The 26,971-nt window shown below is 60.8% G+C and carries 27 protein-coding genes and 1 pseudogene; 21 read left to right on the top strand and 7 right to left on the bottom strand.

Annotated elements, in window-relative coordinates:
• The first annotated feature begins 7 nt into the window (after positions 1 to 7).
• The 9 genes from ACOI7Z_RS05540 to ACOI7Z_RS05580 all read left to right on the top strand — a co-directional run bounded on the left by ACOI7Z_RS05540 (position 8) and on the right by ACOI7Z_RS05580 (position 8,950).
• Positions 8 to 1,291, top strand: a complete 1,284-nt coding sequence (locus tag ACOI7Z_RS05540) for a cytosine deaminase (RefSeq protein ID WP_087776874.1) — start codon at positions 8 to 10, stop codon at positions 1,289 to 1,291.
• A complete protein-coding gene (locus ACOI7Z_RS05545; protein WP_016161230.1) occupies positions 1,281 to 1,760 on the top strand; it encodes a RidA family protein in 480 nt (159 codons plus the stop codon). Before ACOI7Z_RS05540 ends, ACOI7Z_RS05545 begins: the two co-directional genes overlap by 11 nt.
• Positions 1,757 to 2,638 (top strand): creatininase family protein, encoded by an 882-nt coding sequence (locus ACOI7Z_RS05550; RefSeq protein ID WP_032453162.1) that lies wholly within the window; start codon positions 1,757 to 1,759, stop codon positions 2,636 to 2,638. The genes ACOI7Z_RS05545 and ACOI7Z_RS05550 overlap by 4 nt, the downstream gene beginning before the upstream one ends.
• A complete protein-coding gene (locus ACOI7Z_RS05555) occupies positions 2,638 to 3,621 on the top strand; it encodes an ABC transporter substrate-binding protein (RefSeq protein WP_086075926.1) in 984 nt (327 codons plus the stop codon). The genes ACOI7Z_RS05550 and ACOI7Z_RS05555 overlap by 1 nt, the downstream gene beginning before the upstream one ends.
• Positions 3,618 to 4,448, top strand: a complete 831-nt coding sequence (locus ACOI7Z_RS05560) for an ABC transporter ATP-binding protein (protein ID WP_065881457.1) — start codon at positions 3,618 to 3,620, stop codon at positions 4,446 to 4,448. Before ACOI7Z_RS05555 ends, ACOI7Z_RS05560 begins: the two co-directional genes overlap by 4 nt.
• Position 4,449: 1 nt before the next feature.
• Positions 4,450 to 5,265 carry an ABC transporter permease gene (locus tag ACOI7Z_RS05565; protein WP_023289996.1) on the top strand — a complete coding sequence of 272 codons (816 nt, stop codon included), beginning with the start codon at positions 4,450 to 4,452 and terminating at the stop codon, positions 5,263 to 5,265.
• Between the two features lie 26 nt (positions 5,266 to 5,291).
• On the top strand, positions 5,292 to 6,713 hold the full coding sequence (locus ACOI7Z_RS05570; protein WP_170927842.1) for an FAD-binding oxidoreductase: 1,422 nt from the start codon (positions 5,292 to 5,294) through the stop codon (positions 6,711 to 6,713).
• Between the two features lie 280 nt (positions 6,714 to 6,993).
• Positions 6,994 to 8,358, top strand: coding sequence for a patatin-like phospholipase family protein (locus tag ACOI7Z_RS05575; RefSeq protein ID WP_087849285.1), 1,365 nt, complete (start codon positions 6,994 to 6,996; stop codon positions 8,356 to 8,358).
• A 109-nt stretch (positions 8,359 to 8,467) separates the two neighbouring features.
• A complete protein-coding gene (locus tag ACOI7Z_RS05580; RefSeq protein WP_087849286.1) occupies positions 8,468 to 8,950 on the top strand; it encodes a hypothetical protein in 483 nt (160 codons plus the stop codon).
• A gap of 136 nt (positions 8,951 to 9,086) precedes the next feature.
• Here ACOI7Z_RS05580 and chrA read toward each other — a convergent pair whose 3' ends face one another.
• The 4 genes and pseudogenes from chrA to ACOI7Z_RS05600 form a co-directional block, all read right to left on the bottom strand.
• Complete coding sequence (gene chrA / locus ACOI7Z_RS05585) at positions 9,087 to 10,454, bottom strand: chromate efflux transporter (RefSeq protein WP_087849287.1); 1,368 nt, start codon at positions 10,452 to 10,454, stop codon at positions 9,087 to 9,089.
• Positions 10,423 to 10,713, bottom strand: a pseudogene (locus tag ACOI7Z_RS05590) (chromate resistance protein ChrB domain-containing protein); the annotation flags it as partial. The pseudogene ACOI7Z_RS05590 and the gene chrA, both read right to left, overlap by 32 nt.
• Positions 10,714 to 10,888: 175 nt before the next feature.
• On the bottom strand, positions 10,889 to 12,082 hold the full coding sequence (locus ACOI7Z_RS05595; protein ID WP_226650512.1) for an MFS transporter: 1,194 nt from the start codon (positions 12,080 to 12,082) through the stop codon (positions 10,889 to 10,891).
• A gap of 198 nt (positions 12,083 to 12,280) precedes the next feature.
• Positions 12,281 to 12,517, bottom strand: a complete 237-nt coding sequence (locus ACOI7Z_RS05600; RefSeq protein ID WP_004202976.1) for a tautomerase family protein — start codon at positions 12,515 to 12,517, stop codon at positions 12,281 to 12,283.
• Positions 12,518 to 12,577: 60 nt separating this feature from the next.
• Here ACOI7Z_RS05600 and ACOI7Z_RS05605 point away from each other — a divergent pair, with 60 nt between their 5' ends.
• Both ACOI7Z_RS05605 and ACOI7Z_RS05610 read left to right on the top strand, forming a co-directional pair.
• The gene (locus ACOI7Z_RS05605; RefSeq protein WP_087849288.1) at positions 12,578 to 13,039 is read left to right on the top strand and encodes a winged helix-turn-helix transcriptional regulator; all 462 of its coding nucleotides are present in this window, start codon (positions 12,578 to 12,580) and stop codon (positions 13,037 to 13,039) included.
• A gap of 253 nt (positions 13,040 to 13,292) precedes the next feature.
• Complete coding sequence (locus ACOI7Z_RS05610; RefSeq protein ID WP_087849289.1) at positions 13,293 to 14,510, top strand: MFS transporter; 1,218 nt, start codon at positions 13,293 to 13,295, stop codon at positions 14,508 to 14,510.
• Between the two features lie 60 nt (positions 14,511 to 14,570).
• Here ACOI7Z_RS05610 and ACOI7Z_RS05615 read toward each other — a convergent pair whose 3' ends face one another.
• The gene (locus tag ACOI7Z_RS05615; RefSeq protein WP_044523663.1) at positions 14,571 to 15,479 is read right to left on the bottom strand and encodes a DUF535 family protein; all 909 of its coding nucleotides are present in this window, start codon (positions 15,477 to 15,479) and stop codon (positions 14,571 to 14,573) included.
• 289 nt (positions 15,480 to 15,768) lie between these two features.
• On the opposite strand from ACOI7Z_RS05615, the gene ACOI7Z_RS05620 reads away from it, so the two are divergent.
• Positions 15,769 to 15,909 carry a hypothetical protein gene (locus ACOI7Z_RS05620; RefSeq protein WP_002908189.1) on the top strand — a complete coding sequence of 47 codons (141 nt, stop codon included), beginning with the start codon at positions 15,769 to 15,771 and terminating at the stop codon, positions 15,907 to 15,909.
• A 45-nt stretch (positions 15,910 to 15,954) separates the two neighbouring features.
• Here ACOI7Z_RS05620 and ACOI7Z_RS05625 read toward each other — a convergent pair whose 3' ends face one another.
• Positions 15,955 to 16,845 carry a LysR family transcriptional regulator gene (locus ACOI7Z_RS05625; protein WP_023290006.1) on the bottom strand — a complete coding sequence of 297 codons (891 nt, stop codon included), beginning with the start codon at positions 16,843 to 16,845 and terminating at the stop codon, positions 15,955 to 15,957.
• A 140-nt stretch (positions 16,846 to 16,985) separates the two neighbouring features.
• Between ACOI7Z_RS05625 and ACOI7Z_RS05630 the strand changes: the two genes are divergently transcribed.
• The 6 genes from ACOI7Z_RS05630 to ACOI7Z_RS05655 are packed head-to-tail and all read left to right on the top strand — an operon-like array spanning position 16,986 to position 22,710.
• Positions 16,986 to 17,693, top strand: coding sequence for a CoA transferase subunit A (locus ACOI7Z_RS05630; protein WP_023290007.1), 708 nt, complete (start codon positions 16,986 to 16,988; stop codon positions 17,691 to 17,693).
• Position 17,694: 1 nt separating this feature from the next.
• A complete protein-coding gene (locus ACOI7Z_RS05635) occupies positions 17,695 to 18,351 on the top strand; it encodes a CoA transferase subunit B (RefSeq protein ID WP_021312467.1) in 657 nt (218 codons plus the stop codon).
• A gap of 9 nt (positions 18,352 to 18,360) precedes the next feature.
• Positions 18,361 to 19,542, top strand: a complete 1,182-nt coding sequence (locus ACOI7Z_RS05640; RefSeq protein WP_087849290.1) for an acetyl-CoA C-acetyltransferase — start codon at positions 18,361 to 18,363, stop codon at positions 19,540 to 19,542.
• Between the two features lie 11 nt (positions 19,543 to 19,553).
• Positions 19,554 to 20,477 (top strand): 3-hydroxyacyl-CoA dehydrogenase family protein, encoded by a 924-nt coding sequence (locus tag ACOI7Z_RS05645; RefSeq protein WP_087849291.1) that lies wholly within the window; start codon positions 19,554 to 19,556, stop codon positions 20,475 to 20,477.
• Positions 20,478 to 20,521: 44 nt separating this feature from the next.
• Positions 20,522 to 21,916 (top strand): GntP family permease, encoded by a 1,395-nt coding sequence (locus ACOI7Z_RS05650; RefSeq protein ID WP_197743183.1) that lies wholly within the window; start codon positions 20,522 to 20,524, stop codon positions 21,914 to 21,916.
• 23 nt (positions 21,917 to 21,939) lie between these two features.
• Positions 21,940 to 22,710, top strand: a complete 771-nt coding sequence (locus tag ACOI7Z_RS05655; protein WP_023290011.1) for a 3-hydroxybutyrate dehydrogenase — start codon at positions 21,940 to 21,942, stop codon at positions 22,708 to 22,710.
• A 19-nt stretch (positions 22,711 to 22,729) separates the two neighbouring features.
• Here ACOI7Z_RS05655 and ACOI7Z_RS05660 read toward each other — a convergent pair whose 3' ends face one another.
• Positions 22,730 to 23,602: a LysR family transcriptional regulator gene (locus ACOI7Z_RS05660; RefSeq protein ID WP_420702049.1), complete on the bottom strand. Its 873-nt coding sequence runs from the start codon at positions 23,600 to 23,602 to the stop codon at positions 22,730 to 22,732.
• Between the two features lie 106 nt (positions 23,603 to 23,708).
• On the opposite strand from ACOI7Z_RS05660, the gene budA reads away from it, so the two are divergent.
• Genes budA through ACOI7Z_RS05675 form a run of 3 tightly spaced genes read left to right on the top strand, consistent with a single transcriptional unit; the run spans position 23,709 to position 26,971 of the window.
• Positions 23,709 to 24,488, top strand: coding sequence for an acetolactate decarboxylase (gene budA / locus ACOI7Z_RS05665; protein WP_031590062.1), 780 nt, complete (start codon positions 23,709 to 23,711; stop codon positions 24,486 to 24,488).
• Positions 24,489 to 24,497: 9 nt separating this feature from the next.
• A complete protein-coding gene (gene alsS, locus ACOI7Z_RS05670; protein WP_023290012.1) occupies positions 24,498 to 26,177 on the top strand; it encodes an acetolactate synthase AlsS in 1,680 nt (559 codons plus the stop codon).
• Positions 26,178 to 26,200: 23 nt separating this feature from the next.
• Positions 26,201 to 26,971, top strand: coding sequence for a (S)-acetoin forming diacetyl reductase (locus ACOI7Z_RS05675; protein ID WP_004151179.1), 771 nt, complete (start codon positions 26,201 to 26,203; stop codon positions 26,969 to 26,971).

Here is a 26,971-nt window from a genome sequence, read left to right on the forward strand (position 1 = left end):
ACTGACGATGACGTTCCCCTCCTCTTGCGCGCCGCTCACCGGCATCAGCCGCGCCCGACTTCCGGCCTGGGCGCTGCCCGACGGCTGGCCGACGCAGGCCAACGGTGAACCGCGGCTGGCGGACCTGGCCTTTCGCGATGGACGGATCGCCGCCGTGACGCCCTCCGTCGAGCCGGCTCCCGGCCTGTGGGACCTGGCGGGGACCCTGACGCTCCCCGGCCTGGTGGAACCCCATGCCCATCTGGACAAAACCTTTACCATTGAACGCTGCCGTCCGGCGCAGGCCGGGCTGCTGGCGGCGATCCACGCCATGCACGAGGATCGCCGACACTGGACCAGGGCGGATATTCAACGTCGGGCGTCCGCCGCGCTGGCCCGGGCGGCCGCAAATGGCGTGACCTATTTACGCAGCCATATCGACTGGTTTACCGCCGACGCGCCGGACGCCTGGCAGGAGATCGCCCGTCTCGATACCGGCGGCATCACCCTGGAACGGGTGGCGCTGGTCCCGCTGCCCCTGTTTCGCGATCCGGCGGATGCCGAGGCCATTGCCCGGACGGTCGCCAACAGCGGGGAGCGCTGCCTGCTGGGGGGCTTCATTCACTCCTCCAACTGGGACGCCGCCGCCATGGCAAACCTGCTGCGCAGCGCGGCCCGCTGGGAACTGGATCTGGATTTGCATATCGATGAGGAGCTCAGCAAGGTGTCTCAGGGGCTGACCTGGCTGGCGGATCATCTCTCCCGCCACCCATTCCCCGGGCATATCTGCTGCAGCCACGGCTGCGCGCTGGCCGCCGGCAGCGACGCGCAGGCGGCGCTGATCCTGCGCCAGCTGGCGGCGCACGGCGTCACCCTTATCGCCCTGCCGATGACCAACCTGCTGCTGCAGGATGCGACGTTCGGCCGCACGCCGCGCCAGCGGGGGATCACCCTGCTGCACGAGGCGCAGGCCGTCGGCGTGGCCACCCTGCTTGGGTGCGACAACGTACAGGACGCCTTTTGTCCGGCGGGAAGCTACGACCCGCTGGACACCCTGGCCTGCGGCCTGTTCAGCGCCCAGCTCAGCGACCCGTTCGACCGGCAGTCTCGGCTGATCTGCGATCGCGCGGCGCTAACCGGTTCGCCGGCAGACGCGGCCCCTTTTGCCGTCGGGGCGGCGGCCAGCGTGGTGATTTTCCCGGGTAGCGACCGTTTTACCTGGCCTTTAAACAGCGCCGCCCGTCTGGTGGTTAACCATGGCAGGTTAACCCACCGGCGAGTGTGGCAGGAGGAGATGGCACATGAGTCTTGAAGCAGGCGCGGGGGCGCCGCTGGCGCGGTATGCCGCCTGGCGCAGAGCCGGCGATTTTATTTTTCTCTCCGGCATTATTCCGGTCAATCCCCTGACCGGCACCATCGTCAACGGCTTTCAGGATGTGCCTGAGCCGGTGCGGGAGCTGCTGGGGGCGACCGGGGAATTTTCAACCGATGCGAAGCAGGGGCCGATCCTCGCCCAGAGCTGGTACGTACTGGAAAGCATCCGCCGCACCGTGGCGTCCGCGGGGGGGCAGATGAGCGACGTTATCAAGCTGGTGCAGTACTTTCGCAACCTTGACCATTTTCCCTATTACAGCCGGGTCAGGAAGCTGTTTTATCCCGACCAGCCGCCCGTATCCACCGTGGTGCAGGTCAGCGAAATGCTGCCCGACGCCACGGTATTGATTGAAGTCGAAGCAACCGTCTGGTTACCCCAGCCAATTCACTCCGAGGCACCGCGATGATTAACGGTTACATTCCTGCAGCGCGCTTTCTCCCTTTTCTGAGCTGGACGGACGTGGCCGCCCTGCCGGATAAAAGCAATACGGTTATCGTCCTCCCCACCGGGGCGATTGAACAGCACGGCCCCCATCTGCCCTGCTCGGTGGACAGCGTGATCTCCTCCGGCGTGGCGGGCCATGCCCTCGCCCGGCTGCCGGCGGCGATCCCGGCCTACGCCATCCCGCCGATCGTCTACGGTAAGTCAGAGGAGCATCTGCATTTTCCCGGCACCCTGACCCTCAGCGGCGACACCCTGCTGCATACCCTGCTGGAGATCGCCGAATCCCTCTATCGGGCCGGTTTTCGCAAGCTGCTGATGATCAACGGCCACGGCGGCCAGCCGCAGATCCTGCAGATCGCCTGCCGGGAAATGCGCCTGCGCCACGGGGATTTCATCGCCATCCCGCACGACGTGTTCAACGTGCCCAACTGCGAAAAACAGTTCCTCAGCCCGCATGAACAGCGGATGGCAATGCACGCCGGGCATAGCGAAACGGCGCTGATGCTGGCGCTGGCGCCGGAGTGCGTTCATATGGAGCGAGCGGTCGCCAACTTCCCGCCGGAATTCCCCTGCCCGACCCTGTCGAAAGGCCGTCCTGCGGCGGCGTGGGCGTCCTATGACTTTGGCCCCAGCGGGGTGATTGGCGACCCAACCCCGGCGACGCGGGAGCAAGGCGAAGGGCTTCTCGACTCCCTCGCCGCCAGCTGGGCGCAGGCAATCATCGAGATCCACCGCATGGCCTGGGTCGAACGTCGCGAACCGACCTGGGGCAAACAGCACTGGCACGGCTTTGTGCAGTCCCTACCACCCTCTTTCGCTGCTGAATCCAAGGAGCCCTGATGAATACCAGATCAACGCCAGTTTTTACCCTGCTGACCGTGGCCGCCCTCGCGGCCTCAGCCTCCTGCGTCGCGGCGGAGAAGTTCACGTTTCTCACCAACTGGTATGCTCAGGCGGAGCATGGCGGTTTTTACCAGGCCCAGGCCACCGGGCTGTATAAGCACGCCGGACTTGATGTCGAAATTAAAATGGGCGGCCCGCAGATCAACGTCATGCAGCTGATGGCGGCCGGCCAGGCGGACTGCACCCTTGGCGACAACGGCCAGGCGCTGGAGACCTGGCAGGCCGGGGTGCATGCGGTAACCGTCGCCACCGTGTTCCAGCACTCGCCGACGGTGTTTATCACTCATGACAAAGTGAGCAACCCGGCGGAGCTTAAAGACAAAACCTTCCTGCTCGCCACCGAGGCCTATACCTCCTTCTGGCCGTGGGCGAAGAGCGAGCTGGGTCTGGCTGGCAGCAAAGTGCGCCCCTATACCTTTAACGTCCAGCCGTTCCTCGCCGATAAAAATCTGGTGCAGCAGGGCTACGTGACCTCCGAGCCGTTCTCCGTCGCCAAAGGCGGGCAGCCGTTCTATGTCTATCCGCTCAGCGACTGGGGCTACCCGCCCTACGGCAACTCGATTATCTGTATGGCGGACACCATCCGCAAACGTCCGGCGGCGGTGGCGGCCTTCGTCAAAGCCTCCATGGAAGGGTGGAAAAGCTACCTGCAGGATCCTGGCCCCGGCAACAGCCTGATCGGCAAAGCGAACCCGCAAATGAGCGCCGAGCAGATCGCCTTTGGCATTGCCCAGATGAAGCAGTACCAGCTGGTGACCGGCGGCGACGCCATGACCGGCGGCATCGGCATCATCACCGAGCCGCGGCTGAAGAAAACCTGGGACATGCTGGTGAAAAACAAACTGATCGACGCCAGCAAGGTGCCGTTTGAGCAGACTTACACCCTGGAGATGGTCAAAGACGCCGGAGTGATGCCATGAATACTGCCCCGAAACTGACCGTGATGAGCGACACCCGCTTTATGCCCGCCTCCGCCACGCCGGCCATCGAGGTGCTGTCGGCGGAGAAGATCTACAGCAACGGCACCCGGGCGCTGCTGCCCGTTAACCTGACCATCAACCAGGGGGAGTTCATTACCCTGCTCGGCCCGTCCGGCTGCGGTAAGAGTACGCTGCTGAAGATGGTCGCCGGCCTGGTGGAGCCCAGCGACGGCAAGCTGATGCTGTGGCGGCGCGACAGCCGGGAAAAAGCGCAGCATCCGCTCTCGTTCGTCTTTCAGGAGGCCACCCTGATGCCCTGGAGCAGCGTGCGCAATAACGTCAGGCTGCCGCTGGATCTGGCCGGCGTGCCGCGGGCGGAGGGGAATACCCGGGTGAGTGAAGTCCTTGAGCTGGTGGGGCTCGGCAAGTTCGCCGACGTCCTGCCGCGCGAACTCTCCGGCGGCATGCAAATGCGCGTCTCCATCGCCCGCGGCCTGGTCACCCGGCCAAAGCTGCTGCTGATGGATGAGCCCTTCGGCGCGCTGGATGAAATTACGCGGAACAAGCTCGACAGCGATCTGCTGCGCCTGTGGCAGGAGCAGAATCTGACGGTGGTCTTCGTCACCCACTCGATCCACGAAGCGGTGTTTCTCTCGCAGCGGGTGATCATGATGGCGGCCCGTCCCGGACGGGTGGTGGAAGATATCGCCATCCGGGAGCCGTTCCCGCGCAGCGAGGCGTTCCGCGTCAGTCCGGCATTTTCCCTGTATGCCCGTCAGCTGCAGGACAGTCTGTTGCAGGCCAGCCAGTCCGGTATGGAGCCATAATATGAAGACCACAACCTCAACGCCGTGGATCCAGCATCCGCGTTTTCTCAAAATTCTCTATCCGACCCTCGTCGCGGTGGCGGTGGTGCTCCTCTGGCAGGGCGCGGTAAGCTATTTCCGCATCCCGGCCTTTCTCGTGCCGTCGCCGCTGGTGATGCTGGACAGTCTGTGGACGCATCTCACGCCGCTGCTACTGGCGCTGCTGTTCACCCTCAAGATCACCCTGATCTCGTTTCTGCTGTCGATTGTCATCGGCGCCGCCGTGGCGTTTATCCTGGTGCAGAACCGCTTTGTGGAGACCGCCCTGTTTCCCTACATCGTGTTTTTGCAGGTGACGCCGATCGTCGCCATCGCCCCGCTGATCATCATCTGGGTGAAGGACGCCACCCTCTCGCTGGTGGTGTGCGCCACCCTGATGGCGGTCTTCCCCATCATCTCCAATACCACCCAGGGACTGCGCAGCGTCTCCCCCGGCCTGCTGAGCTATTTCCGCCTCAATCACGCCAGCCGCTGGCAGACCCTGGTGCGGCTGCGTATCCCCTCGGCGCTGCCCTATTTCTTCGGCGCGCTGCGTATTTCCAGCGGGCTGTCGCTGATTGGCGCGGTGGTGGCGGAGTTTGTCGCCGGCACTGGCGGGACCAATACCGGGCTGGCCTATCAGATCCTGCAGGCCGGCTACCAGCTGGATATCCCGCTGATGTTTGCCGCGCTGCTGCTGATCTCTCTCGCCGGGATCGCGCTGTTCGGCGTGATGTCCTGGGTCTCGCGCCGGGCGCTCAGCGCCTGGCATGAAAGCGAAGCCGTGCAATCTCATTAATGTTTTGCTGACGAACAGGAAAAAGAATGATGACTGATGAACAGCGGCAACAAGCGGTCGCGGCGATCCAGCAGGCACTCCCGGCGCTGGAGTGGACCCTGCAGCCGGCGAAACTCAAACGGCTTTCCCGCGATTTTCACTGGTTCAGTCCGGTACTCGCCGAGCAGCTGGCGGGAAAACAGGCGGACGCGGTGGTTCGCCCGCGCGATGAAGAGGAGCTGCGCCAGCTGGTCGCCGCCTGCGCGCAGCATCAGCTGCCGCTGACCTTGCGCGGCAGCGCCACCGGCAACTACGGACAGCTGGTCCCTCTCGAAGGAGGGATGCTGGTGGATATGACCGGGCTCAACCAGATCGTCGCCCTCGGCAACGGCACGGTGAGGGCCCAGGCCGGTATTCGCCTGGCGGACATCGAAACCGCCGCCCGCCCGACGGGCTGGGAGCTGCGCTGTATGCCGTCGACCTATCGACTGGCGAGCCTGGGCGGCCTCTACGGCGGCGGGTTCGGCGGCATCGGCTCCATCAACTATGGGCCGCTGGCGGCGCCCGGCAATGTGCTCAGCGTCAAAGTGATGACCGTCGAGCCGGTCCCTCGCGTACTGACCGTCCCGGCTCCCGAAGCGCTGCTGCTGCATCATGCCTACGGCACCAACGGCATCATTCTCGAGGTTGAGCTGGCGCTGGCTCCCGTGCACCAGTGGATAGAACGCCTGGACGTGTTTGACGATTTCGCCGATGCCCTGAACTATGCCAACGCCTGCGTCCGCTCGCCGGGGCTGGTGAAGCGCCAGGTAGCGCTGCTGGCCACCCCGATCGCCGACTATTTTAGCCACCTCAACGATCGTTATCGCGCCGGGCAGCATGCGGTTATCAGCCTGATCGCCGAAGAGAGCGAAGGCGTGTGCGCCAGCCTGTTACAGCGCCATCGCGGGGTCAACGCCATCCGCCAGGCCAGCGACGAGGCCCGGGCGCGCAATGGCTCGTTAATGGAATACTGCTGGAACCACACCACCCTGCATGCGCTCAAGGTGGACAATACGCTGACCTATCTGCAGACCGCGTTTGATGCGCAGCGCTATCCGCAGCAAATTTTACAGATGAAACAGCATTTCGCCGGGGAGGTGATGTCCCATATTGAATTTCTGCGCGATATCGAAGGCAACCTCACCGCCAGCGGTCTGCAGCTGGTGCGCTATACCACGCCCGAACGTCTCAACGCGATCATGCAGATATTTCGCGATAACGACGTCAAAATTAATAACCCCCACGTGCTGCAGGTTGAGGACGGCAAACAAGGGGTGATTCGCCCTGACGTGGTGGCGGTGAAACAATCTCTCGACCCCGCGGGATTGCTTAACCCCGGCAAGCTGCGCGGCTGGGCGCTGCGCGACCAGCTGGAACTGGACAGCAACCCGCTGGCGCGGGCCACCCGCGAAACGCCCGCGACCTGATCGCCCCGCTCCGCTCCGCGTGCGGGCAAACGCGGAGCGGGCCCGTCTCTCTTCCCCCTGCCCGCACGGCGAGTTTTTTTACGCCACTCATTCATATGAATGAGTGGCGTCTCTGTTTCCTCCGTTATACTTTTCTTTAGCTGACGAGACGGTCGTTAAAAAATTGTTCACAGCATTTTCTTAATTTTTTCTTTGAGCAAAAAAAGAGGTCTTCTGATAACGACCAATAAATTCCCTTGTATGACCAACAATGTTCAGATCCGTTGCTAAGGAAATTAAAATGTCATTACCCGTGAATAGTTACCTAAAAGAAGTTGAAGAAATAAAAAATAAAACCACCGCCCTGTCCAATAAAGAATTCAGTGACACTATTGATGAAAATGGCCATCAATACGTTGATCTGGTAATGGAGGGTGGCGGCGTCCTCGGATTAGCCCTTGTAGGTTACATATATATTTTAGAGAAAGCAGGGATAAGATTCATTGGTATCGCAGGTACTTCAGCCGGTTCAATTGCCGCCTTACTATTATCTGCAGTAGATATACCTGAAAAAGAAAAAAGCGAACAGTTAATAAACATGATCGCCAACATGCCTATAAATACATTTATTGATGGGAAAAAAGACGGAGATTATGATCCAAAGAAATTTATGGATACTGCAACTGGCTTAATGAATGCTGAAAACAAATCAGGGTTTAAATACTTTCGTGCATTTTTGAGACTTCTTTCAACAACGGACAACTTAAAAATAATGCATGGACTTAATAGAGGTGATGAATTCGAGTCCTGGCTTAAAAAACAGCTATCATCTTTTAATATTTATACTGTCAGCGACCTTAGAAAAAGAATGGCGACAACTCCACCCGGATGGAAGCTTAGAAGCACCAGTATCGATAAAGCATCCCAGCTTGAAGGTAAACTTTACCTTGATAAGTTAGATGTTAATCATGACTATTTATGCTTGATAACGGCGGATTTGGCCACCGAATACAAGGTTGAACTTCCTGTCATGGCAGATCTATATTGGGAAAAACCGAAAGATGTAAATCCCGCGGTCTTCTGCCGCTGCTCTATGTCTATCCCTTTTGTGTTTCAGCCCTACACGGTAAAAATACCTCATATGGATAATAATCTACAATTGAAATGGCAAAAATATACCGGCATTAGTTTTCAAAGCAGATTAGCGACTCTATTTCCGCCACCTATCGCTTGTTTTGTTGATGGCGGAATCATGTCAAACTTTCCGATTGATGTTTTTCACAACCCCACAAAAATTCCAGCAAGACCCACATTTGGTGTCAAACTGCAACTTGATGATCACAGTCATGAAATTAACAGTACCCTTGATATATTTGCTCAATCTTTCAACACCGCAAGACATGCCATGAATTACGATTTCATTAAAAAAAACCCTGATTACAATAAGCTAGTATCATTCATAGACACTGGAGACATCGGCTGGTTAGACTTCAGTATGAGCGACGCCAACAAACTTAAACTTTTTAGACTTGGCGCAGAAACAGCTTATCAATTCCTTATTAATTTTGATTGGCAAAATTACAAAAAAATCAGGCGAGATATTACTTCCGCTTATCAGACAAGCCTTCCCCTTGCAAAATTAAATAGATACTTCAAGAATAAATAAATACTGCAAAGATAAAAAGCAGAAAAGTTTAGCCAGATAAGGAGCGAAACTCGAGCAAATCATTCTCTGCCATCCACAAATTAACAATCTACCTGATGAGGATAAGACCATGCCTAATGGTAACGACTTGATAGAAAAAGCAAGAAGTCAGCTTAATGTCAAAGAGCAGCCGCTTAACAGCAACTCTGGCCCAATGGTAAATACCTATCTCAAATCAGCGGGCAGCGCACCTGGCTCGCCATGGTGTATGGCTTTTATCTACTGGTGTAGCTGTCAGGCTGGTATTCCCGGCCTGCCTAAAACCGCCAGCGTAGAGAAATTCTATCAGGCGTCATTAGCGCTCGGGAAAATAATAGCCATATCTGACATTGCCGTTGGCGATATCGTTTTAAGAGTTGATTATCCCGTCCAGTCTAAAGGCCAAAAGCCAGGAGATCACGCTGGGATTTACACAGGTAAAAATAAGGCAGGTATCCCGTTATATATCTCAGGTAATACCGTCTCCACAAATCCTGTAGTCACCGATGAAACTAGCTCATATGTCGATGAGCATCAGATGAAGCATTTTAATTACGCAGCTCGTTTTTGGTAACGCGAAGTCTTAAAGATGATTTGAGAAATAGAGGCATTGCCATTACCACACCTTCCGGCCGACGACTGTTTCACCAGACATCGGCCCCTTTCCCCATCCCGCCCCTGCCTCCGGCCTTTTCAGCCCGACGCCGACCTTATCCTGCGCCGGACAGTCCCGTCATATGGACGATAAGGCCCACCGCGGCGGCGGCGGCCAGTACCCAGGTCAGCTTCCACTTATAGCGAAACAGCAGCCCGGCGGCGCCCAGGGCAATGGCTGCGGACCACGGGTCGAAACCGGACGGTCCCCAGACGCTATGCCAGATAAAAAACAGCGCCAGATTCAGGATAACGCCTACCACCGCGGCGGTGATAGCAGTCAACGGCGCGGTAAATCCCACTTTATTATGCGTGGTTTCAATAAACGGCCCGCCGGCGAGAATAAAGATAAACGAGGGTAAAAAGGTAAACCATGTCACCAGGCACGCCGCCGCGATGCCCCCCAGCAGCGCATCATCGACGCCCAACACCGCTTTGGTGTAGCCGCCGACAAACCCGACAAAGGTCACCACCATGATCAACGGCCCGGGGGTAGATTCCCCAAGGGCGAGGCCGTCCATCATCTGCCCTGCCGTCAGCCAGCCATAGTGGGTCACCGCCCCCTGGTAAACATAAGGTAAGACGGCATATGCCCCGCCAAAGGTCATCAGCGCGGCTTTGGTAAAGAACCAGCTCATCTGGGTCAGCGGATGCGCCCAGCCCAACATTAGCGTCAGGGCGGCCATCGGCACCAGCCACAGCAGCATCCCGGCGATCAGCACCTGAGAGGTACGCCGCCAGCTGAAAATGGCATGGGCCGGGATCGGCGTCGCGTCATCAATGATGGCGGCCCCGCCGGGATGACTCTGCGCACGGTGGGCGTCCGCTTTGCCGAATGTCGCCGGCGCCATCCATCCGCCGATAAACCCGACGATCGCCGCGGTCAGGACGATCAGCGGAAAAGGAACGTTCAGCGCAAAAATAGCGACAAAGGCAGCGGCGGCGATGGCCCAGTAGGCGCCATTTTTCAGCGCCCGCGAGCCGATGCGGTGCGCCGCCTGCAGCACGATCGCCGCCACGGCGGGTTTGATGCCATAAAAAATCCCCGCTACCACCGCGACATCTCCCCAGACGAGGTAGATCCACGCCAGCGCGATAAGTAACACCAGCGAGGGCAAAATAAACAGCACCCCGGCGATGACGCCTCCCCAGGTTTTATGCATCAGCCAGCCGATATAGGTCGCCAGCTGCTGCGCCTCCGGGCCGGGCAGGACCATACAAAAGTTGAGCGCGTGCAGGAATCGTCCTTCCGAGATCCAGCGGCGGTTATCCACCAGCTCCTGGTGCATCATGGCGATCTGCCCGGCAGGCCCGCCGAAGCTGATAAAGCCGAGCTTCAGCCAGAAGCGAAAGGCCTGCCAGAAGGAGACGGAGGCGACGACGGAAGGACTGTCACTCTGCGGAAGAACCACCGTTTTGCTCATGATTGCCAGACCTCATTTCACAGGACGTCAATAAGCCGTCGAACAGCGAGCAGGCTGCCGCCAGCAGTTGGTCATCGTCCGTAATGGTTTCCCGCAGCCCTGCAAGCACACTCTCCACTCCCGCCGCCTCCGGGGTCGGTTCCCCACCGACGTCCAGGAAGTGGATAAGCCACCCCGGGGTATCGGGGATCGCGGCCTCCAGAGCACAGCGTCGGGCCAGAACGTCGAAGGTCACCCGCGGGCCGACGTGCTCTTCAGGGTTCAGCGGCTTGAGACATCGTCAGGTTGAGGGTCAGGAGATGCATTCTCATGCTGTAGACATTACTACAGCATGTCGCGTATGTGACGTTTTCCCACGCGCTGGCTTTGATAAAGTTCGGCAACGCATTTGCGAAAAGCGCAAAAAGACGGCCCGCGCAGCGGCAGACCAGGTGCTAAGCGCGGGGTGGCGATAAGGGGCGCAACGGCAGGGTGAACAGCGCCAGCCCCACCGGCACCAGGGAGCCCCACAGCACCGCGTTCCAGCCGAAGGCGTTTAGCAGAACGCCGGACGAAAACGAACCCACGATCATCACGCCGAAGACCAGAAAATCGTTGAGCGACTGCACCTGGGTCTTCTCTTCCGGGCGGTGGAAATCGATGATTTTCGCCGAGGCGCCGGTGAAGCCAAAGTTCCAGCCGATGCCGAGCAAAATCAGCGACAGCCAGTAATGATATACCCCGACGCCACTGAGACCGACCGCCACCGACGCGCCGGTGATCAGCAATCCCGCCGCCGCCATGCGCACGGCGCCGAAGCGCTGGATCAACCGGCCGGTGACAAATCCCGGGCCGTACATCGCCATCACATGCCACTGGATCCCGAGGTTGGCGGCCTGCTGGGAAAGACCGTGCATATGCATGGAGAGCGGCGCGGCGGTCATCAGAAAATTCATCACCATATAGGCCACCGCCCCGCTGAACACCGTGGTGGCGAAGCCCGGCTGGCGGATAATCTCGCGCAGCGGCCGTCCTCCGCGCACGCTGGCCGCCGCGGGCTCTGCCGACGTCACGCCTGCCAGCAGAATGGCGGCGAGCGCCGCCACCAGCGCCTGAGCGAGAAAGGTGAAGGCGAAGGTATGGGTCGGCCAGAGGTGCATGGTGCCGGTGACCAGCATCGGGCCAATGATCCCGGCGGCCACGCCGCCGCCCATCACCAGCGACAGCGCGCGGGCGCGACGTTCCGGAGCGACGCCGTCGGTGGCGGCAAAGCGAAAACTGAGCGCCACCGCGGCATAGGCGCCGCCGAGCATCGCGGCGAAGCAAAACAGCAGAAAAGAGCCCAGCACCACCGCCAGAGCGGCCGCCAGACCGGTGACCACCCCGGCGCCGGTACCGGCCATAAACGCGGCTTTGCGGCCCCGCTTTCGCGCCAGCGCGCCGAAAGGCAAAATCGAGGCCGCCATCCCCAGCACAAACAGGGTGATCGGCAGCGTGGCCAGCGACGGGCTGGGGGCGAGGGTATTGCCGACGATAGCGCCGGTGGCGTAGAACACCACCGAATTGGCGCCGGCCAGCGCCTGAGCGGCGGCCAGGCGGATGATATTTTTGTTCTGCGCCGCCAGCGGCAGCATCTGTTCTGTAGACATCCGTTGTTTTCACCGGTGTGAGAGTGGCGCCAGGCTGGCCGTCTGGCATCGCGCCCTGTTTGTTGGGTTCCCTGACCGTTACCTTAGCCGCAAAATACGCTTTTGCACCATAGCGAATAGCAATATTACCCGGCGATCTGACTCCTCTTCTGCGCCAGATCGCCGGGGCGGGCTTCGCAGCCCGGTTTATTCAGGGGATCAGTCGCGCCGCGCCGCGGCGAATTTAGCCGCAATCATCGCGGCCGTCGGCTGGACGCCCCCGAGGCTCCACTGTTCCGGGTCATGTTCATCAATGCGGATCCATACTGACTGGCGGAACTGCGGATCGCCCTGCCCCTCAATCTCCACCAGCAGATCGGTCATCCGCCGCAGCAGCTCACTTTTCTGTTCCGCGGTCATGATCCCTTTAATGGTTTGCACGTTAACAAATGGCACGCTATGCTCCTTCGCATCTAAGTCTAAAATTCAAACTCAGAGTAGAAGGTCAATCTCGCGATGTCAAAAAATAAATCACTGCCCTACCTCGATCCGGAGCTGTGCGGCCTGGCGGAAGGAGCCAAAATACTCGGCGACCGCTGGGTGCTGCTGATCCTCCGCGAGGCGTTTTACGGTGTGACGCGCTTTGAAACGATGCAGACGCATACCCATATCACCCGCCAGACGCTCACCACCCGGTTGAAAACGATGACCGAAATGGGATTGCTCCGCAAAGTCCCCTACCGGGAAGCGGGGGCTCGCGAGCGCTATGAATATGTTCTCACCGATAAAAGCCGTAGCCTGGCGCTGGTGCTGTTCGCCCTGATGGAATGGGGCCACCAGCAGGTGCTGCACAGCGCGCCGCATATTGCGCTGGTGGACAGCGTCAGCGGCGAGGCCGTCCATCCGGGGTTCGTCACCGCCAGCGGCAGCGTGGCGAATCCCGCCACGCTGCAGATCGTTAAAGCAGACGAACGCTGATAGCCCCGCGGCGCAGGCTGCGGCGCGGTTGCCCCGTTACAGAACTTTCGTAGACCTCTGGCGGAAGCCGCGACGAGCAGGTATGTTGCATTGCCACGTTACCCGAAGACAGCGGGACATTTTGCTTTCATCGAACGGTGCGATAAAGGATGACGCTCTCTGCCGGGTCCGATCCCGGCCATTATCCGTGGCGCACGCCATGACCGCCCTGGTCCGCCGCTGATCCGCGGATCGCTCATGCTAAAGGTAGAAAATGTCGCTTCGTTCACTGCGGGCTTTATGTTTGACCAGTTTCTTTATCGCCGACGTTCGCGACGGCCTCGGGCCGTTTCTGGGGATCTTTCTCACCCAACGTCACTGGCAGGCGGAGGATATCGGCCTGTTGAGGACCATCGGCGGCGTTGCTGGCCTGCTGGCGACCCTGCCCGCCGGCTTCATCACCGACACCTCGCGGCATAAGCGCGTGCTGCTGGCCGTGGTCTGCCTGGTGATAACCCTCACCACCCTGCTGCTCTGGTTCAGTCAGAAGACCAGCGTGGTGGCCCTTTCGCAAGTCGCCAGCGGGATCTGCGCGGCCTTTGTCGGACCGTTAATCGCCGGGATCACCCTTGGGCTGACCCGACAGCGCGGCTTTAGCGCCCAGATGGGCAAAAACGAAGCCTTCAACCACGCGGGGAATTTCTTCACCGCGCTGATTGCCGGGGCCATCGCCTGGTACTGGGGCATCGGCGGTATTTTCATTCTGATGGCCGGTACCACCCTGTTCACCCTCATCGCCCTGCTGGCGATCCGCGGCAGCGATATCGACGATGACGCCGCCCGCGGCCTCGAGTCGGCCGTCCCGCCCGCGCTGCCTGGGTTTGCCATCCTGTTCCGCCATACGCCGCTGCTGATCGCCGGCGTGACCCTGATGCTGTTCCATCTCGCCAACGCCGCGCTGTTGCCGATGCTGAGCATGCGGATCGCCGCCGCGCCGGGACACCTCAATCCGGGGCTGTTTGCCGCCGCCACGGTGATTATTTCGCAGGTGGTGATGATCCCGGTGGCCATTCGGGTCGCCGGCAGCATCGACAAATATGGTTACTGGCGATGCATCCTGCTGGCGCTGCTGATCATGCCCATCCGCGCGGCGCTGGCGGCCTCCAGCGACGCCCCGGCGATGATGGTCCCGGTGCAAATTCTTGATGGTCTGGCGGCAGGGATTTTGGGGGTGGCGGTGCCCAGCTTTATCGTCTCGCTGCTGCGCGGCAGCGGGCACGTCAACGCCGGACAGAGCGTGGTGATGCTGATGCAGGGGGCCGGGGCGGCAATGAGTCCGGCGTTAACCGGCGCTATCGCCGGACGCTACTCCTTTGCCACCGCCTTCGGGGTGCTGAGCGTTATCGCGCTGGTCGCGCTGATGGTGTGGTGGCGCAGCGCCCCGCTGCTCGCCGCCTCCGCGTCGCCGACGGTCGGCGAAAGCGGCCAGTAAAGAAAGGATTTCGCCAGGCGGACAACAGCCCCCTGCTGTCCGCTTGACGTATAAGAGGCGTTAATTCACCCGCGACCGCAAGGTGATTTGCCGCAGGGCGTTGGCCATATCGAGCTGAATCAGCTCTTTAATGCCTTCGCGCTTAATAAACTGGCTGCGGTGTTTACTTTTCACCTCTTCAATACTTTTTTTGATCTCTTGCGCCGGCAGTTTATACCAGCCGCGAGCCTGTTTCTCACCGCCCATTTCCAGCCACAGCGATGAGTAACTGGCTTTCACCAGATCGCTTTTCACGTGGTAATCGGAATCGATCGCGTAGACCGTGGTGATGTTGAAATAGCCTAAGAAACCATACAGCACGCTCATGATGATATTTTTCGGCCGCGCGCCATGCAGCTCTTTGGTCAGCGCCTTCACCTCTTCATTGGTGATATCTTTCCCGCCCTGAATACCGCCGATATAGGCGCGGCCATCGTCGGTACAGGAAAAACAGACGCTATAGACGCGACGGTCGCCGAGAAACAGCTGCAGCATCAGTTCCCCCTCCTCCTGAAACGGCGACGCCAGCAGCTTAACGTCAAGCTTATCGCCATTTTTCAAAGGAATAGCAAACATCGCCCGGCCAAAATCCGCCACGTTATAGAGCTGCGGCAGCACATCCGGCTGAAATGTTTTCTCGATAAAATTCAGCGAACCGTGGGCAATATCCAGCTTGCGCCGTTTTGACATCCGTTTATTAAGATAGGCCTTAAAGGGTTTATCCTCGAAAGGCACCAGCCCCTGGGTTACGGCGGTCAACCGCGCGCACTGATATTTGGCGCAAAGTCCTTGATATTCTCTGTACTTACCTCCTGCGAGCGAGAGCTCTCTGCATTTTCGTAAAATTTTTTTATAGTTTATTTTGACCTGACCGATCACTTTATTATGTTTACGCCATTCTTTGATGGCGCCTGCAACAGTATGTCCCATTGATTAAGATCCATAGATTCATCCATAATCGCGGCCATATTAACATAAAAGATATTCGTCAACGCTTAATTACACCTTCGTTGTCCTTTCATTTAATATTGGGGCAGGAAATTGTTCTGCCGACGATAATTAAAATTAACGCCATCCTGTCAACGATTAATTATGGTAGGTGATGCCCGTCGCCCAGCGACTTAACGCTCTGTGCGTTCGGCGCGAAGCGCGGGTACATCCGCGGGCGGTTTTACCCTATACTTGACGCTGATCCAAAACCAGCAACGATAGGTAACTTATGGAAATTGATCTCGATAACCTGGTCTTCAGCGGCCTGGATGAAGCGGAAGAGCGCAACGCGGAGCGTCTGGAAGAAGCGGACAAAAAAGCCCAGGCGATCGTTGCCGATGACGATTGCGGCGACGCCTGCAAAATCTGATTATCAAACCGGCCCGCGGGCCGGTTTTTTTTGCCTCCCGCTCCCTCAGCTGGGTAAAAACCCTTTCAGCGTATCCAGCAGCGCCTGCGCCGCCTTCGACAGCGGAAGATGTCCGGCATAAATCGCCCCAACGCACTTTTCAATCGGCGGATCGCTAAGCGGAATGCACACCGCCCCCAGCGAGGCCATCTGCGTTTTACATAGCGCAGGCACCGCGCTGCCCCCCAGCCCGCTGGCCACCATTCTCCCCACCGTCACCAGCTGATGGCTCTCCAGGGCCACATCCAGCTGACGCCCGCTGCGCGCCAGCGCCTCCTCCAGCATCAGGCGCACCGCCGAAGGGCGCTGGAGGGTAATAAAGTCGAGGGTTAACAGCTCCTGCCAGGTGAGCTTTTTTTTCTTCGCCAGCGGCGATTGCCGGGGAACGATCGCCACGAAGCGGTCCACCGCCAGCGGGGTAAACAGCAGGTTGTGGCTGGGCGATGGCTCGAAAGCGATACCCATTTCCACCCGCCCCTCGCGCACCATCTCGATCACCTGCTCATTTATCACGTCATGCACCGTGACGTTCACCCCGGCATAGCGGTCGCGGAAGGCTTTCAGCGCCTCCGGCAGAACGTTGGCGGCGAACGACGGCATCGCGGCGACCGAGATTTTGCCCCGCTGCAGGGTAAAGCTCTGACGCATCGCCTCCTCGACGTTATCCCAGTCGGCCAGCAGCTGACGGGCCATCGGCAGAAAGAGTTCCCCCTCCTGGGTGAGGGTCACTTTGCGGGTGCTGCGCTGCAGCAGCGCGCCCCCCAGCGCCTCCTCCAACCCTTTGATGGTCAGGCTGAGAGCTGGCTGCGACAGATTCAGCCTTTCGCTGGCGTGGGCGAAATTGAGAGTGTGAGCTACCGCTAAAAACGCGCGTAACTGTTTGACACTCATTCTCATTTTTCATCCTGTTAACTAATTGAAAGAAATTAGTTAACAGGAAATTAATAAAATTTCCAAATGAGTGGGTCACAAATTCAAAATTATCAAATCAGTCGCCAGCGCCAATGATAAGGCTATCGCAAGGCAGGAGAGACAAGATGGCAGGACTGGATAAACGCGTCGCCAGCTACGAAGCGGCGCTGGAAGGGTTAACGGACGGCATGACGCTGCTCGCCGGCGGCTTCGGCCTGTGCGGTATACCCGAGAATTTGATCGCCGAAGTGAAGCGCCGCCAGGTGCAGGGGTTGACGGTGGTTTCCAACAACTGCGGCGTCGACGGCTTCGGTCTCGGCATGCTGCTGGAATCGCGCCAGGTCAGCAAAGTGGTGGCCTCTTACGTCGGGGAAAACGCGCTTTTTGAACAGCTGGTGCTGAGCGGCGAGCTGGCGGTAGAGCTCACCCCGCAGGGAACGCTGGCGGAAAAAATCCGCGCCGGCGGCGCCGGGATCCCCGGCTTTTACACCGCCACCGGCTATGGCACCCCGGTCGCCGAAGGCAAAGAGGTGCGCCAGTTCGACGGTAAAAATTACATTCTCGAACAGGCCATTCGCGGCGATTTCGCCCTCGTGAAGGGCTGGAAAGCTGACTGGTACGGCAACGTGGTTTACCGCCACACCGCGCAGAATTTCAACCCGCTGATGGCCACCGCCGGGCGCATTACGGTGGTGGAGGTGGAAGAGATCGTGCCGCCGGGCGAACTGCCGCCCTCCGCCATTCACACCCCGGGGATCTATGTCGACCGGCTGATCGTCGGGCAATTCGAAAAACGTATTGAACAGCGCACCCTGCGCGCCGGAGGGCACTGAGATGCTAACCCGTGAACAAATGGCGATGCGCGTCGCTCAGGAGCTGCGCGACGGCGACTACGTCAACCTCGGGATCGGTATCCCGACGCTGGTGGCCAACTATATCCCCGCCGGTATTGAAGTGATGCTCCAGTCGGAGAACGGCCTGCTGGGGATGGGCGAATTTCCCGATGAGGAAACCATCGACGCCGACATGATTAACGCCGGCAAACAGACCGTGACAGCGCAAACCGGGGCGGCGATCTTCGATTCCGCCCAGTCGTTCGCCATGATCCGCGGCGGCCACGTCGATCTTACGGTTCTTGGCGCCTTTGAGGTCGACGTCGCGGGGAATATCGCCTCATGGATGATCCCCGGGAAAATGGTTAAGGGGATGGGCGGCGCCATGGACCTGGTGGCCGGCGCGCAGAACATCATCGTGGTCATGACCCACGCCTCAAAGAACGGCGAATCCAAACTGCTGCCGCAGTGCACCCTGCCGCTCACCGGCGTGGGCTGCATTCGCCGGGTGCTCACCGACCTGGCCCTGCTGGACATTGTCGACGGGGCGTTTGTCCTGCGCGAAGTGGCTCCGGGGGTCAGCCCCGACGAGGTGATGCGTAAAACGGCGGGACGGCTGATCGTCGCCGACGACGTGCGCGAAATGCGCTTCAGCTAAGGAGAGACCATGACCGATATTGCCATTGTTGCTGCAGTACGCACCCCGGTCGGCAGCTTTCGCGGCGCCTTCGCCCCGCTTTCCGCCGTCGACCTCGGCGCGACGGTGGTGCGCAGCCTGCTTGAACGCTGCCAGCTGCCCGCCGCGGCGGTCGATGAACTGATTTTCGGCCAGGTGCTCACCGCCGGCTGCGGGCAGAACCCGGCGCGCCAGACCGCGCTGCAGGCCGGCCTGCCGGTGGACACCCCGGCGGTCACCGTCAATCTGGTGTGCGGCTCCGGGTTGAAAGCGGTTCAGCAGGCGGTGCAGGCGATCCGCTGCGGCGACGCCGGGATCGTTATCGCCGGCGGCCAGGAGAGCATGAGCAATGCTCCCTATCTGATGCACGGCGCCCGCGACGGCCTGCGTTTTGGCCACGCCAGCCTGCAGGACAGCATGATCCAGGACGGCCTGTGGGACGCCTTTAACGACTACCACATGGGCATTACCGCCGAGAACCTCGCCGATGCCTTCGATATCAGCCGCGAGCGCCAGGACGCCTTCGCCGCCAGCTCCCAGCGCAAAGCGGCGGCCGCTATCGCCGCCGGACGCTTTCGCGAGGAGATCGTCCCGGTCAGCGTCCCGCAGAGCAAAAAACCGCCGCGTGTCGTCACCGACGATGAACAACCGCGCCCGGAGACCAGCGAGCCGCAGCTGGCCAAGCTGCGCCCGGCGTTTCGCCCGGCTGACGGCAGCGTCACCGCCGGGAATGCCTCATCCCTGAACGACGGCGCCGCGGCGGTCCTGCTGATGAGCGTCGATAAAGCGCGCGAGCTTGGGCTGCCAGTGCTGGCGCGCATCGTCAGTGCGGCGGTCGCCGGGGTCGACCCGTCGGTGATGGGCATCGGCCCGGTGAGCGCCTGCCGCCAGGCGCTGCAGCGCGCCGGCTGGACGCTTGACGAAGTGGATCTTATCGAAGCCAACGAGGCCTTTGCCGTCCAGGCGCTGGCCGTCGGTCAGTTGCTCGAATGGGACAGCGAGAAAGTCAACGTCAACGGCGGCGCCATCGCCCTCGGCCATCCCATCGGCGCCTCCGGCTGCCGGATCCTCGTCAGCCTGGTGCATGAGATGCAGCGCCGGGGCGCCAGCAAAGGGCTGGCCACCCTGTGCGTCGGCGGCGGCCAGGGCATCGCCATGACCCTTCAACGTTAACAGGAGCCACTATGTTTACACCACGTCTGGCGGTACTCGGCGCGGGACTGATGGGCGTCGGCATCGCCTGTCATTTCGCCCGTCACGGTCACGCCGTCCGCCTGTATGACACCGATCCGCAACGTCTTGCCGAAGTGCCCTCGGTGGCGGGGGCGATCCTGCGCGAGCTGGAGGCGACCGGTCAGCAGGATCCCGCCGACCGCGACGCCGTGCTGAGCCGTTTAACCCCCACCCCGGCGCTGCAGGCGCTGGCCGACGCCACGCTGCTGATTGAAGCGATCCCCGAACGGCTGGCGCTGAAGCACGCCCTGTATGCCGAACTGGAAACGCTGATCGCCGACGAGGCGATTATCGCCAGCAACACCAGCGGCCTGCCGCCGGATCGGCTGGCGCAGGGCATGCGCCTTCCGGAACGCCTGCTGATCGCCCATTTCTGGCATCCGCCGCACCTGATCCCGCTGGTGGAAGTGGTGCCCGGGAGCCCCACGCTGCCCCATCTGGCGCGCCAGGTAAGCGACTTTTGCGCCGGCTGCGCGCTGGAAGCGGTGGTGCTCAACCGCGCCGCGCCGGGCTTTGTCGGCAACCGACTGCAGTTCGCCCTGCTGCGCGAAGCGCTGCATATCGTCCACAGCGGCATCGCTTCCCCGGAGGTGGTGGACCAGGTGATGCGCGCCTCGCTGGGCCGTCGCTATGCGATGGTCGGCCCGCTGGAGGCGGCGGACATGACCGGCCTGGCGACGGTCCAGGATATCTGCCAGCACCTGCTGCCGGAGCTGGCCAGCGGTACGGAGATGATGTCGCTGGTGGCGGAGAAAGTGGCGCAAGGCGACACCGGCGCCCGCAGCGGGCAAGGCTTTTACCGCTGGGACGAGGCGCGGCGTCAGCGCATCCAGTCGCGCCGGGAACACCAGCTGCGCTTCGCCCTGAAACCCTAGTATCGCGTTCTGTACCCCTACAATAACAATGAGAGTGAGACGTCGTGATGAGTGTGATAATAGCCCTGGCCGCGCTGGCGTTACTGATGCTGGCAGCCTACCGTGGATACAGCGTGATCCTCTTTGCGCCGATCGCCGCCCTCGGCGCGGTGCTGCTCACCGACCCGGGCGCGGTCGGCCCGGCCTTTACCGGGCTGTTTATGGAAAAAATGGTCGGCTTTGTGAAGCTCTATTTCCCGGTGTTTCTGCTGGGCGCCGTGTTCGGCAAGCTGATTGAGCTGTCGGGATTCTCACGGTCGATTGTCGCCGCCGCCATCCGCATCCTCGGCCGCCGCCACGCGATCCCGGTGATCGTGCTGGTGTGCGCCCTGCTGACCTACGGCGGGGTGTCGCTGTTTGTGGTGGCCTTTGCCGTTTACCCTTTCGCCGCCGAGCTGTTTCGCCAGAGCGGGATCCCCAAACGGCTGATCCCCGCCACCGTCGCCCTCGGCGCGTTCTCGTTTACCATGGACGCCCTGCCCGGCACGCCGCAGATCCAGAATATTATTCCCACCAGCTTCTTCGGCACCAACGCCTGGGCGGCCCCGTGGCTGGGGCTTATCGGCTCGCTGTTCATTATCCTCTTCGGTTTGCTGTGGCTGGAGCGCCAGCGCCGCAAAGCGCAGGCCAGCGGCGAAGGCTATGGGACCGATCTGCAAAATGAGCCGGAGACCCCGGATGACATCGACCTGCCGCATCCGCTGATCGCAATCGCCCCGCTGCTGCTGGTGGGGGTGCTGAATCTGCTGTTTACCCACTGGATCCCGCAATGGTACGGCGCCAGCCATGAGCTCACCCTGCCGGGTCTGGCGAAGCCTGTCGTCACCGAGGTGGGGAAAATCACCGCCATCTGGGCGGTGCAGGCAGCGCTGCTTTCCGGCATTGTGCTGGTGCTGGTCTGCGGCTATCGCAATATTCGCGGCCGGCTGGCGGAGGGGAGCCGGACGGCGGTGGGCGGGGCGATTCTCGCGGCAATGAACACCGCCTCTGAGTATGGCTTCGGCGCGGTTATCGCCGCCCTGCCGGGTTTCCTGGTGCTGTCGAAAGCCCTCGCGGCCATTCCCAATCCGCTGTTAAACGAGGCGATCAGCGTCACGGTGCTGGCCGGGATCACCGGCTCGGCCTCCGGGGGAATGAGCATCGCCCTGGCGGCGATGTCCGAAACCTTTGTCGCCGCCGCCCACGCCGCCAATATTCCGCTGGAGGTCCTGCACCGCGTCGCCGCCATGGCCAGCGGCGGCATGGACACCCTGCCGCATAACGGGGCGGTGATCACCCTGCTGGCGATCACCGGCCTGAGCCATCGCCAGGCCTACGGCGGCATTTTCGCCATCACGGTGATCAAAAGCCTCGCGGTGCTGTTTGTCATTGCCACGTTCTATGTGACCGGCATTGTCTGAGACCAGATTGTAGGAGTAATAAAATGAATTTAGACGGTAAAACGGCGCTGGTCACCGGCTCCACCAGCGGCATCGGCTTAGGGATCGCCAAAGTGCTGGCGCAGGCAGGCGCCCAGCTGGTGCTCAATGGCTTCGGCGACAGCAGCCACGCCCGGGCTGAAGTCGCCGCGCTGGGCAAGATCCCCGGCTATCACGACGCCGACCTGCGCGACGTCGGGCAGATCGAGGCGATGATGCGCTATGCCGAAAGCACCTTCGGCGGCGTCGATATCGTGATCAATAACGCCGGTATCCAGCACGTCGCCCCGGTGGAGCAGTTCCCGGTGGACAAATGGAACGACATCATCGCGATCAATCTCTCCAGCGTCTTCCACACCACCCGCCTGGCGCTGCCAGGCATGCGCCAGCGCGACTGGGGGCGCATCATCAACATTGCCTCAGTGCATGGCCTGGTGGCGTCGAAAGAGAAATCGGCCTATGTCGCCGCCAAGCACGCGGTGGTCGGCCTGACCAAAACCGTGGCCCTGGAAACCGCGCGCAGCGGCATCACCTGCAACGCCATCTGCCCCGGCTGGGTGCTGACCCCGCTGGTGCAGCAGCAGATCGATAAGCGCATCGCCGAAGGGGTCGACCCGCAGCAGGCCAGCGCGCAGCTGCTGGCGGAAAAACAGCCCTCCGGGGAGTTTGTCACCCCGCAGCAGCTGGGCGAAATGGCGCTGTTTCTGTGCAGCGACGCCGCCGCCCAGGTGCGCGGCGCGGCGTGGAACATGGACGGCGGCTGGGTGGCGCAGTAAACCGCAGGCGTCGCGACGATCAGAACATCGCCAGAAAGCGTTTCACCGTGCGCGAGCGCTCGAAGCGCCGCCAGGCGATGGCGATATCGGTCTTCAGCGGCGCCCCGCTGAGCGGGTGATAGCTGACGTTCGGCAGTTGAATGCAGGTCATCGACTGCGGGACCAGCGCGAAGCCGAACCCGGCATTGACCATGCTCAGCGATGACGAAATCTGCGACGACTGCCAGGCGCGCTCCATATCGATGCCGGCGCGCAGGCAGCTGTTGTACACCAGCTCATACAGCCCCGGGGCCACCTCCCGCGGGAAGAGGATCGGCGCCACGTCGCGCAGCTGCTCCAGGGCCAGGGTCGGCTGCGTCGCCAGCGGGTTATCGCGCGGCAGCGCGATAACCATCGGCTCCTCATCGATAATCCGCAGATTAAAGGCTTTACTGCTCTCGCACGGCAGACGGACGAAGGCGATGTCCAGCTCGGCCTCGCTCAGGGCGGTCATCAGATTAGCCATATTGTCTTCCATCTGGTGCAGGGTCACCCCGGGGTGATCGAGCTGAAAACGGTGCAGCAGCGTGAAGATTTGCGGGTGGAATGCATCAGAACTGGTAATGCCTAGCGACAGGCTGCCGTTCATCCCGCGGGCAATGCCCTTGGCCTTCTCCAGCGCCGCATCGCTCATGGCGAGGATCTGGCGGGCATCCTCATAGAACGACTCACCGGCCTCGGTGAGCTCCACCCCGCGGGTCAAACGCCGAAACAGCGGGGTCCCCACCTCGCGCTCAAGCCGCTGAATTTGCTGACTTAACGGAGGCTGTGAAATACCCAGTTCCTTGGCGGCCTGGGTGAAGTGCCGCGTCCTGGCGACGGCGACAAAATAGCGAAGATAACGAAGTTCCATATCGAAAACGTCTCAAACCAGCATGGTTTCTATATTGGAACTGTGAGCTGAATCGGGTCAACATTTATTTAACCTTTCTTATATTTGTTGAACGAGGAAGTGGTATATGAATCATTCTGCTGAATGCACCTGCGAAGAGAGTCTGTGCGAAACCCTGCGGGCGTTTTCCGCGCAGCATCCCGAGAACGTGCTCTATCAGACATCGCTCATGAGCGCCCTGCTGAGCGGGGTTTACGAAGGCAGCACCACCATCGCGGACCTGCTGAAGCACGGCGATTTCGGTCTCGGCACCTTTAATGAGCTGGACGGGGAGCTGATCGCCTTCAGCAGTCAGGTCTATCAGCTGCGGGCCGACGGCAGCGCGCGCAAAGCCCAGCCGGAGCAGAAAACGCCGTTCGCGGTGATGACCTGGTTCCAGCCGCAGTACCGGAAAACCTTCGACCATCCGGTGAGCCGCCAGCAGCTGCACGAGGTGATCGACCAGCAAATCCCCTCTGACAACCTGTTCTGCGCCCTGCGCATCGACGGCCATTTCCGCCATGCCCATACCCGCACCGTGCCGCGCCAGACGCCGCCGTACCGGGCGATGACCGACGTCCTCGACGATCAGCCGGTGTTCCGCTTTAACCAGCGCGAAGGGGTGCTGGTCGGCTTCCGTACCCCGCAGCATATGCAGGGGATCAACGTCGCCGGGTATCACGAGCACTTTATAACCGATGACCGCAAAGGCGGCGGTCACCTGCTGGATTACCAGCTCGACCACGGGGTATTGACCTTCGGCGAAATTCACAAGCTGATGATCGACCTGCCCGCCGACAGCGCGTTCCTGCAGGCCAATCTGCATCCCGATAATCTCGATGCCGCCATCCGTTCCGTAGAAAGTTAAGGGGGTCACATGGACAAACAGTATCCGGTACGGCAGTGGGCGCACGGCGCCGATCTCGTCGTCAGCCAGCTGGAAGCCCAGGGGGTACGTCAGGTGTTCGGCATCCCTGGCGCCAAAATCGACAAGGTATTCGACTCACTGCTGGATTCCTCCATTCGCATTATTCCGGTACGCCACGAAGCTAACGCCGCCTTTATGGCCGCCGCCGTCGGGCGCATTACCGGTAAAGCGGGCGTGGCGCTGGTCACCTCCGGTCCGGGCTGTTCCAACCTGATCACCGGTATGGCCACCGCCAACAGCGAAGGCGACCCGGTGGTGGCCCTGGGCGGCGCGGTGAAACGCGCCGATAAGGCCAAACAGGTCCACCAGAGTATGGATACGGTGGCGATGTTCAGCCCAGTGACGAAATACGCCGTCGAGGTGACCGCGCCGGACGCGCTGGCGGAAGTGGTCTCCAACGCCTTCCGCGCCGCCGAGCAGGGCCGCCCGGGCAGCGCTTTCGTCAGTCTGCCGCAGGATGTGGTCGATGGCCCGGTCAGCGGCAAAGTGCTGCCGGCCAGCGGGGCCCCGCAGATGGGCGCCGCGCCGGATGCCGCCATCGACCAGGTGGCGAAGCTTATCGCTCAGGCGAAGAACCCGATCTTCCTGCTCGGCCTGATGGCCAGCCAGCCGGAAAACAGCGCGGCGCTACGCCGTTTGCTGGAGGCCAGCCATATTCCGGTCACCAGCACCTATCAGGCCGCCGGGGCGGTGAATCAGGATAACTTCTCTCGCTTCGCCGGCCGGGTCGGGCTGTTTAACAACCAGGCCGGGGACCGTCTGCTGCAGCTCGCCGACCTGGTGATCTGCATCGGCTACAGCCCGGTGGAATATGAACCGGCGATGTGGAACAGCGGCAACGCGACGCTGGTGCATATCGACGTCCTGCCCGCCTATGAAGAACGCAACTATACCCCGGACGTCGAGCTGGTGGGCGATATCGCCGGCACCCTCAGCAAGCTGGCGCAAAATATCGATCGCCGGCTGGTGCTCTCCCCGCAGGCGGCGGAGATCCTCCGCGACCGCCAGCACCAGCGCGAACTGCTGGACCGCCGCGGCGCGCAGCTGAATCAGTTTGCCCTGCATCCGCTGCGTATCGTTCGCGCGATGCAGGATATCGTCAACAGCGACGTCACGCTGACCGTGGACATGGGCAGCTTCCATATCTGGATCGCCCGCTACCTGTACAGCTTCCGCGCCCGTCAGGTGATGATCTCCAACGGCCAGCAGACCATGGGCGTCGCCCTGCCCTGGGCCATCGGCGCCTGGCTGGTCAATCCTGAGCGCAAAGTGGTCTCCGTCTCCGGCGATGGCGGCTTCCTGCAGTCGAGCATGGAACTGGAGACCGCCGTCCGCCTGAAAGCCAACGTGCTGCACCTGATCTGGGTCGATAACGGCTACAACATGGTGGCCATCCAGGAAGAGAAAAAATATCAGCGCCTGTCCGGCGTCGAGTTCGGGCCGATGGATTTTAAAGCCTATGCCGAGTCCTTCGGCGCCAAAGGGTTTGCCGTGGAAAGCGCCGAGGCGCTGGAGCCGACCCTGCGCGCAGCGATGGACGTCGACGGCCCGGCGGTAGTGGCCATCCCGGTGGATTATCGCGATAACCCGCTGCTGATGGGTCAGCTGCATCTGAGTCAGATTCTGTAAGTCATCACAATAAGGAAAGGAAAATGAAAAAAGTCGCACTTGTTACCGGCGCTGGCCAGGGGATTGGTAAAGCTATCGCCCTTCGTCTGGTGAAGGATGGATTTGCCGTGGCCATTGCCGATTATAACGACGCCACCGCCAAAGCGGTCGCCTCCGAAATCAACCAGGCCGGCGGCCGCGCCATGGCGGTGAAAGTGGATGTCTCCGACCGCGATCAGGTGTTTGCCGCTGTCGAACAGGCGCGCAAAACGCTGGGCGGCTTCGACGTCATCGTCAACAACGCCGGCGTGGCGCCGTCCACGCCGATCGAGTCCATTACCCCGGAGATTGTCGATAAAGTCTACAATATCAACGTTAAAGGGGTGATCTGGGGCATTCAGGCGGCGGTCGAGGCCTTTAAGAAAGAGGGACACGGCGGGAAAATCATCAACGCCTGTTCCCAGGCCGGCCACGTCGGCAACCCGGAGCTGGCGGTGTATAGCTCCAGTAAATTCGCCGTACGCGGCTTAACCCAGACCGCCGCTCGCGACCTCGCGCCGCTGGGCATCACGGTCAACGGCTACTGCCCGGGGATCGTCAAAACGCCGATGTGGGCCGAAATTGACCGCCAGGTGTCCGAAGCTGCCGGTAAACCGCTGGGTTACGGTACCGCCGAGTTCGCCAAGCGCATCACCCTCGGTCGTCTGTCCGAACCGGAAGATGTCGCCGCCTGCGTCTCCTATCTTGCCAGCCCGGATTCTGATTATATGACCGGTCAGTCATTGCTGATCGACGGCGGGATGGTGTTTAACTAA

Source organism: Klebsiella sp. C283, assembly GCF_048822555.1.
In the GTDB taxonomy this organism is placed as follows: domain Bacteria; phylum Pseudomonadota; class Gammaproteobacteria; order Enterobacterales; family Enterobacteriaceae; genus Klebsiella; species Klebsiella quasipneumoniae.

Excerpts from the sequence above, each read along its gene's own strand:
- ACOI7Z_RS05540 (WP_087776874.1), top strand. The coding sequence starts at position 8 with ATGACGTTCCCCTCCTCTTGCGCGCCGCTCACCGGCATCAGCCGCGCC.
- ACOI7Z_RS05545 (WP_016161230.1), top strand. The coding sequence starts at position 1,281 with ATGAGTCTTGAAGCAGGCGCGGGGGCGCCGCTGGCGCGGTATGCCGCC.
- ACOI7Z_RS05550 (WP_032453162.1), top strand. The coding sequence starts at position 1,757 with ATGATTAACGGTTACATTCCTGCAGCGCGCTTTCTCCCTTTTCTGAGC.
- ACOI7Z_RS05555 (WP_086075926.1), top strand. The coding sequence starts at position 2,638 with ATGAATACCAGATCAACGCCAGTTTTTACCCTGCTGACCGTGGCCGCC.
- ACOI7Z_RS05560 (WP_065881457.1), top strand. The coding sequence starts at position 3,618 with ATGAATACTGCCCCGAAACTGACCGTGATGAGCGACACCCGCTTTATG.
- ACOI7Z_RS05565 (WP_023289996.1), top strand. The coding sequence starts at position 4,450 with ATGAAGACCACAACCTCAACGCCGTGGATCCAGCATCCGCGTTTTCTC.
- ACOI7Z_RS05570 (WP_170927842.1), top strand. The coding sequence starts at position 5,292 with ATGATGACTGATGAACAGCGGCAACAAGCGGTCGCGGCGATCCAGCAG.
- ACOI7Z_RS05575 (WP_087849285.1), top strand. The coding sequence starts at position 6,994 with ATGTCATTACCCGTGAATAGTTACCTAAAAGAAGTTGAAGAAATAAAA.
- ACOI7Z_RS05580 (WP_087849286.1), top strand. The coding sequence starts at position 8,468 with ATGCCTAATGGTAACGACTTGATAGAAAAAGCAAGAAGTCAGCTTAAT.
- chrA (WP_087849287.1), bottom strand. The coding sequence starts at position 10,454 with ATGAGCAAAACGGTGGTTCTTCCGCAGAGTGACAGTCCTTCCGTCGTC.
- ACOI7Z_RS05595 (WP_226650512.1), bottom strand. The coding sequence starts at position 12,082 with ATGTCTACAGAACAGATGCTGCCGCTGGCGGCGCAGAACAAAAATATC.
- ACOI7Z_RS05605 (WP_087849288.1), top strand. The coding sequence starts at position 12,578 with ATGTCAAAAAATAAATCACTGCCCTACCTCGATCCGGAGCTGTGCGGC.
- ACOI7Z_RS05610 (WP_087849289.1), top strand. The coding sequence starts at position 13,293 with ATGTCGCTTCGTTCACTGCGGGCTTTATGTTTGACCAGTTTCTTTATC.
- ACOI7Z_RS05615 (WP_044523663.1), bottom strand. The coding sequence starts at position 15,479 with ATGGGACATACTGTTGCAGGCGCCATCAAAGAATGGCGTAAACATAAT.
- ACOI7Z_RS05620 (WP_002908189.1), top strand. The coding sequence starts at position 15,769 with ATGGAAATTGATCTCGATAACCTGGTCTTCAGCGGCCTGGATGAAGCG.
- ACOI7Z_RS05625 (WP_023290006.1), bottom strand. The coding sequence starts at position 16,845 with ATGAGAATGAGTGTCAAACAGTTACGCGCGTTTTTAGCGGTAGCTCAC.
- ACOI7Z_RS05630 (WP_023290007.1), top strand. The coding sequence starts at position 16,986 with ATGGCAGGACTGGATAAACGCGTCGCCAGCTACGAAGCGGCGCTGGAA.
- ACOI7Z_RS05635 (WP_021312467.1), top strand. The coding sequence starts at position 17,695 with ATGCTAACCCGTGAACAAATGGCGATGCGCGTCGCTCAGGAGCTGCGC.
- ACOI7Z_RS05640 (WP_087849290.1), top strand. The coding sequence starts at position 18,361 with ATGACCGATATTGCCATTGTTGCTGCAGTACGCACCCCGGTCGGCAGC.
- ACOI7Z_RS05645 (WP_087849291.1), top strand. The coding sequence starts at position 19,554 with ATGTTTACACCACGTCTGGCGGTACTCGGCGCGGGACTGATGGGCGTC.
- ACOI7Z_RS05655 (WP_023290011.1), top strand. The coding sequence starts at position 21,940 with ATGAATTTAGACGGTAAAACGGCGCTGGTCACCGGCTCCACCAGCGGC.
- ACOI7Z_RS05660 (WP_420702049.1), bottom strand. The coding sequence starts at position 23,602 with ATGGAACTTCGTTATCTTCGCTATTTTGTCGCCGTCGCCAGGACGCGG.
- budA (WP_031590062.1), top strand. The coding sequence starts at position 23,709 with ATGAATCATTCTGCTGAATGCACCTGCGAAGAGAGTCTGTGCGAAACC.
- alsS (WP_023290012.1), top strand. The coding sequence starts at position 24,498 with ATGGACAAACAGTATCCGGTACGGCAGTGGGCGCACGGCGCCGATCTC.
- ACOI7Z_RS05675 (WP_004151179.1), top strand. The coding sequence starts at position 26,201 with ATGAAAAAAGTCGCACTTGTTACCGGCGCTGGCCAGGGGATTGGTAAA.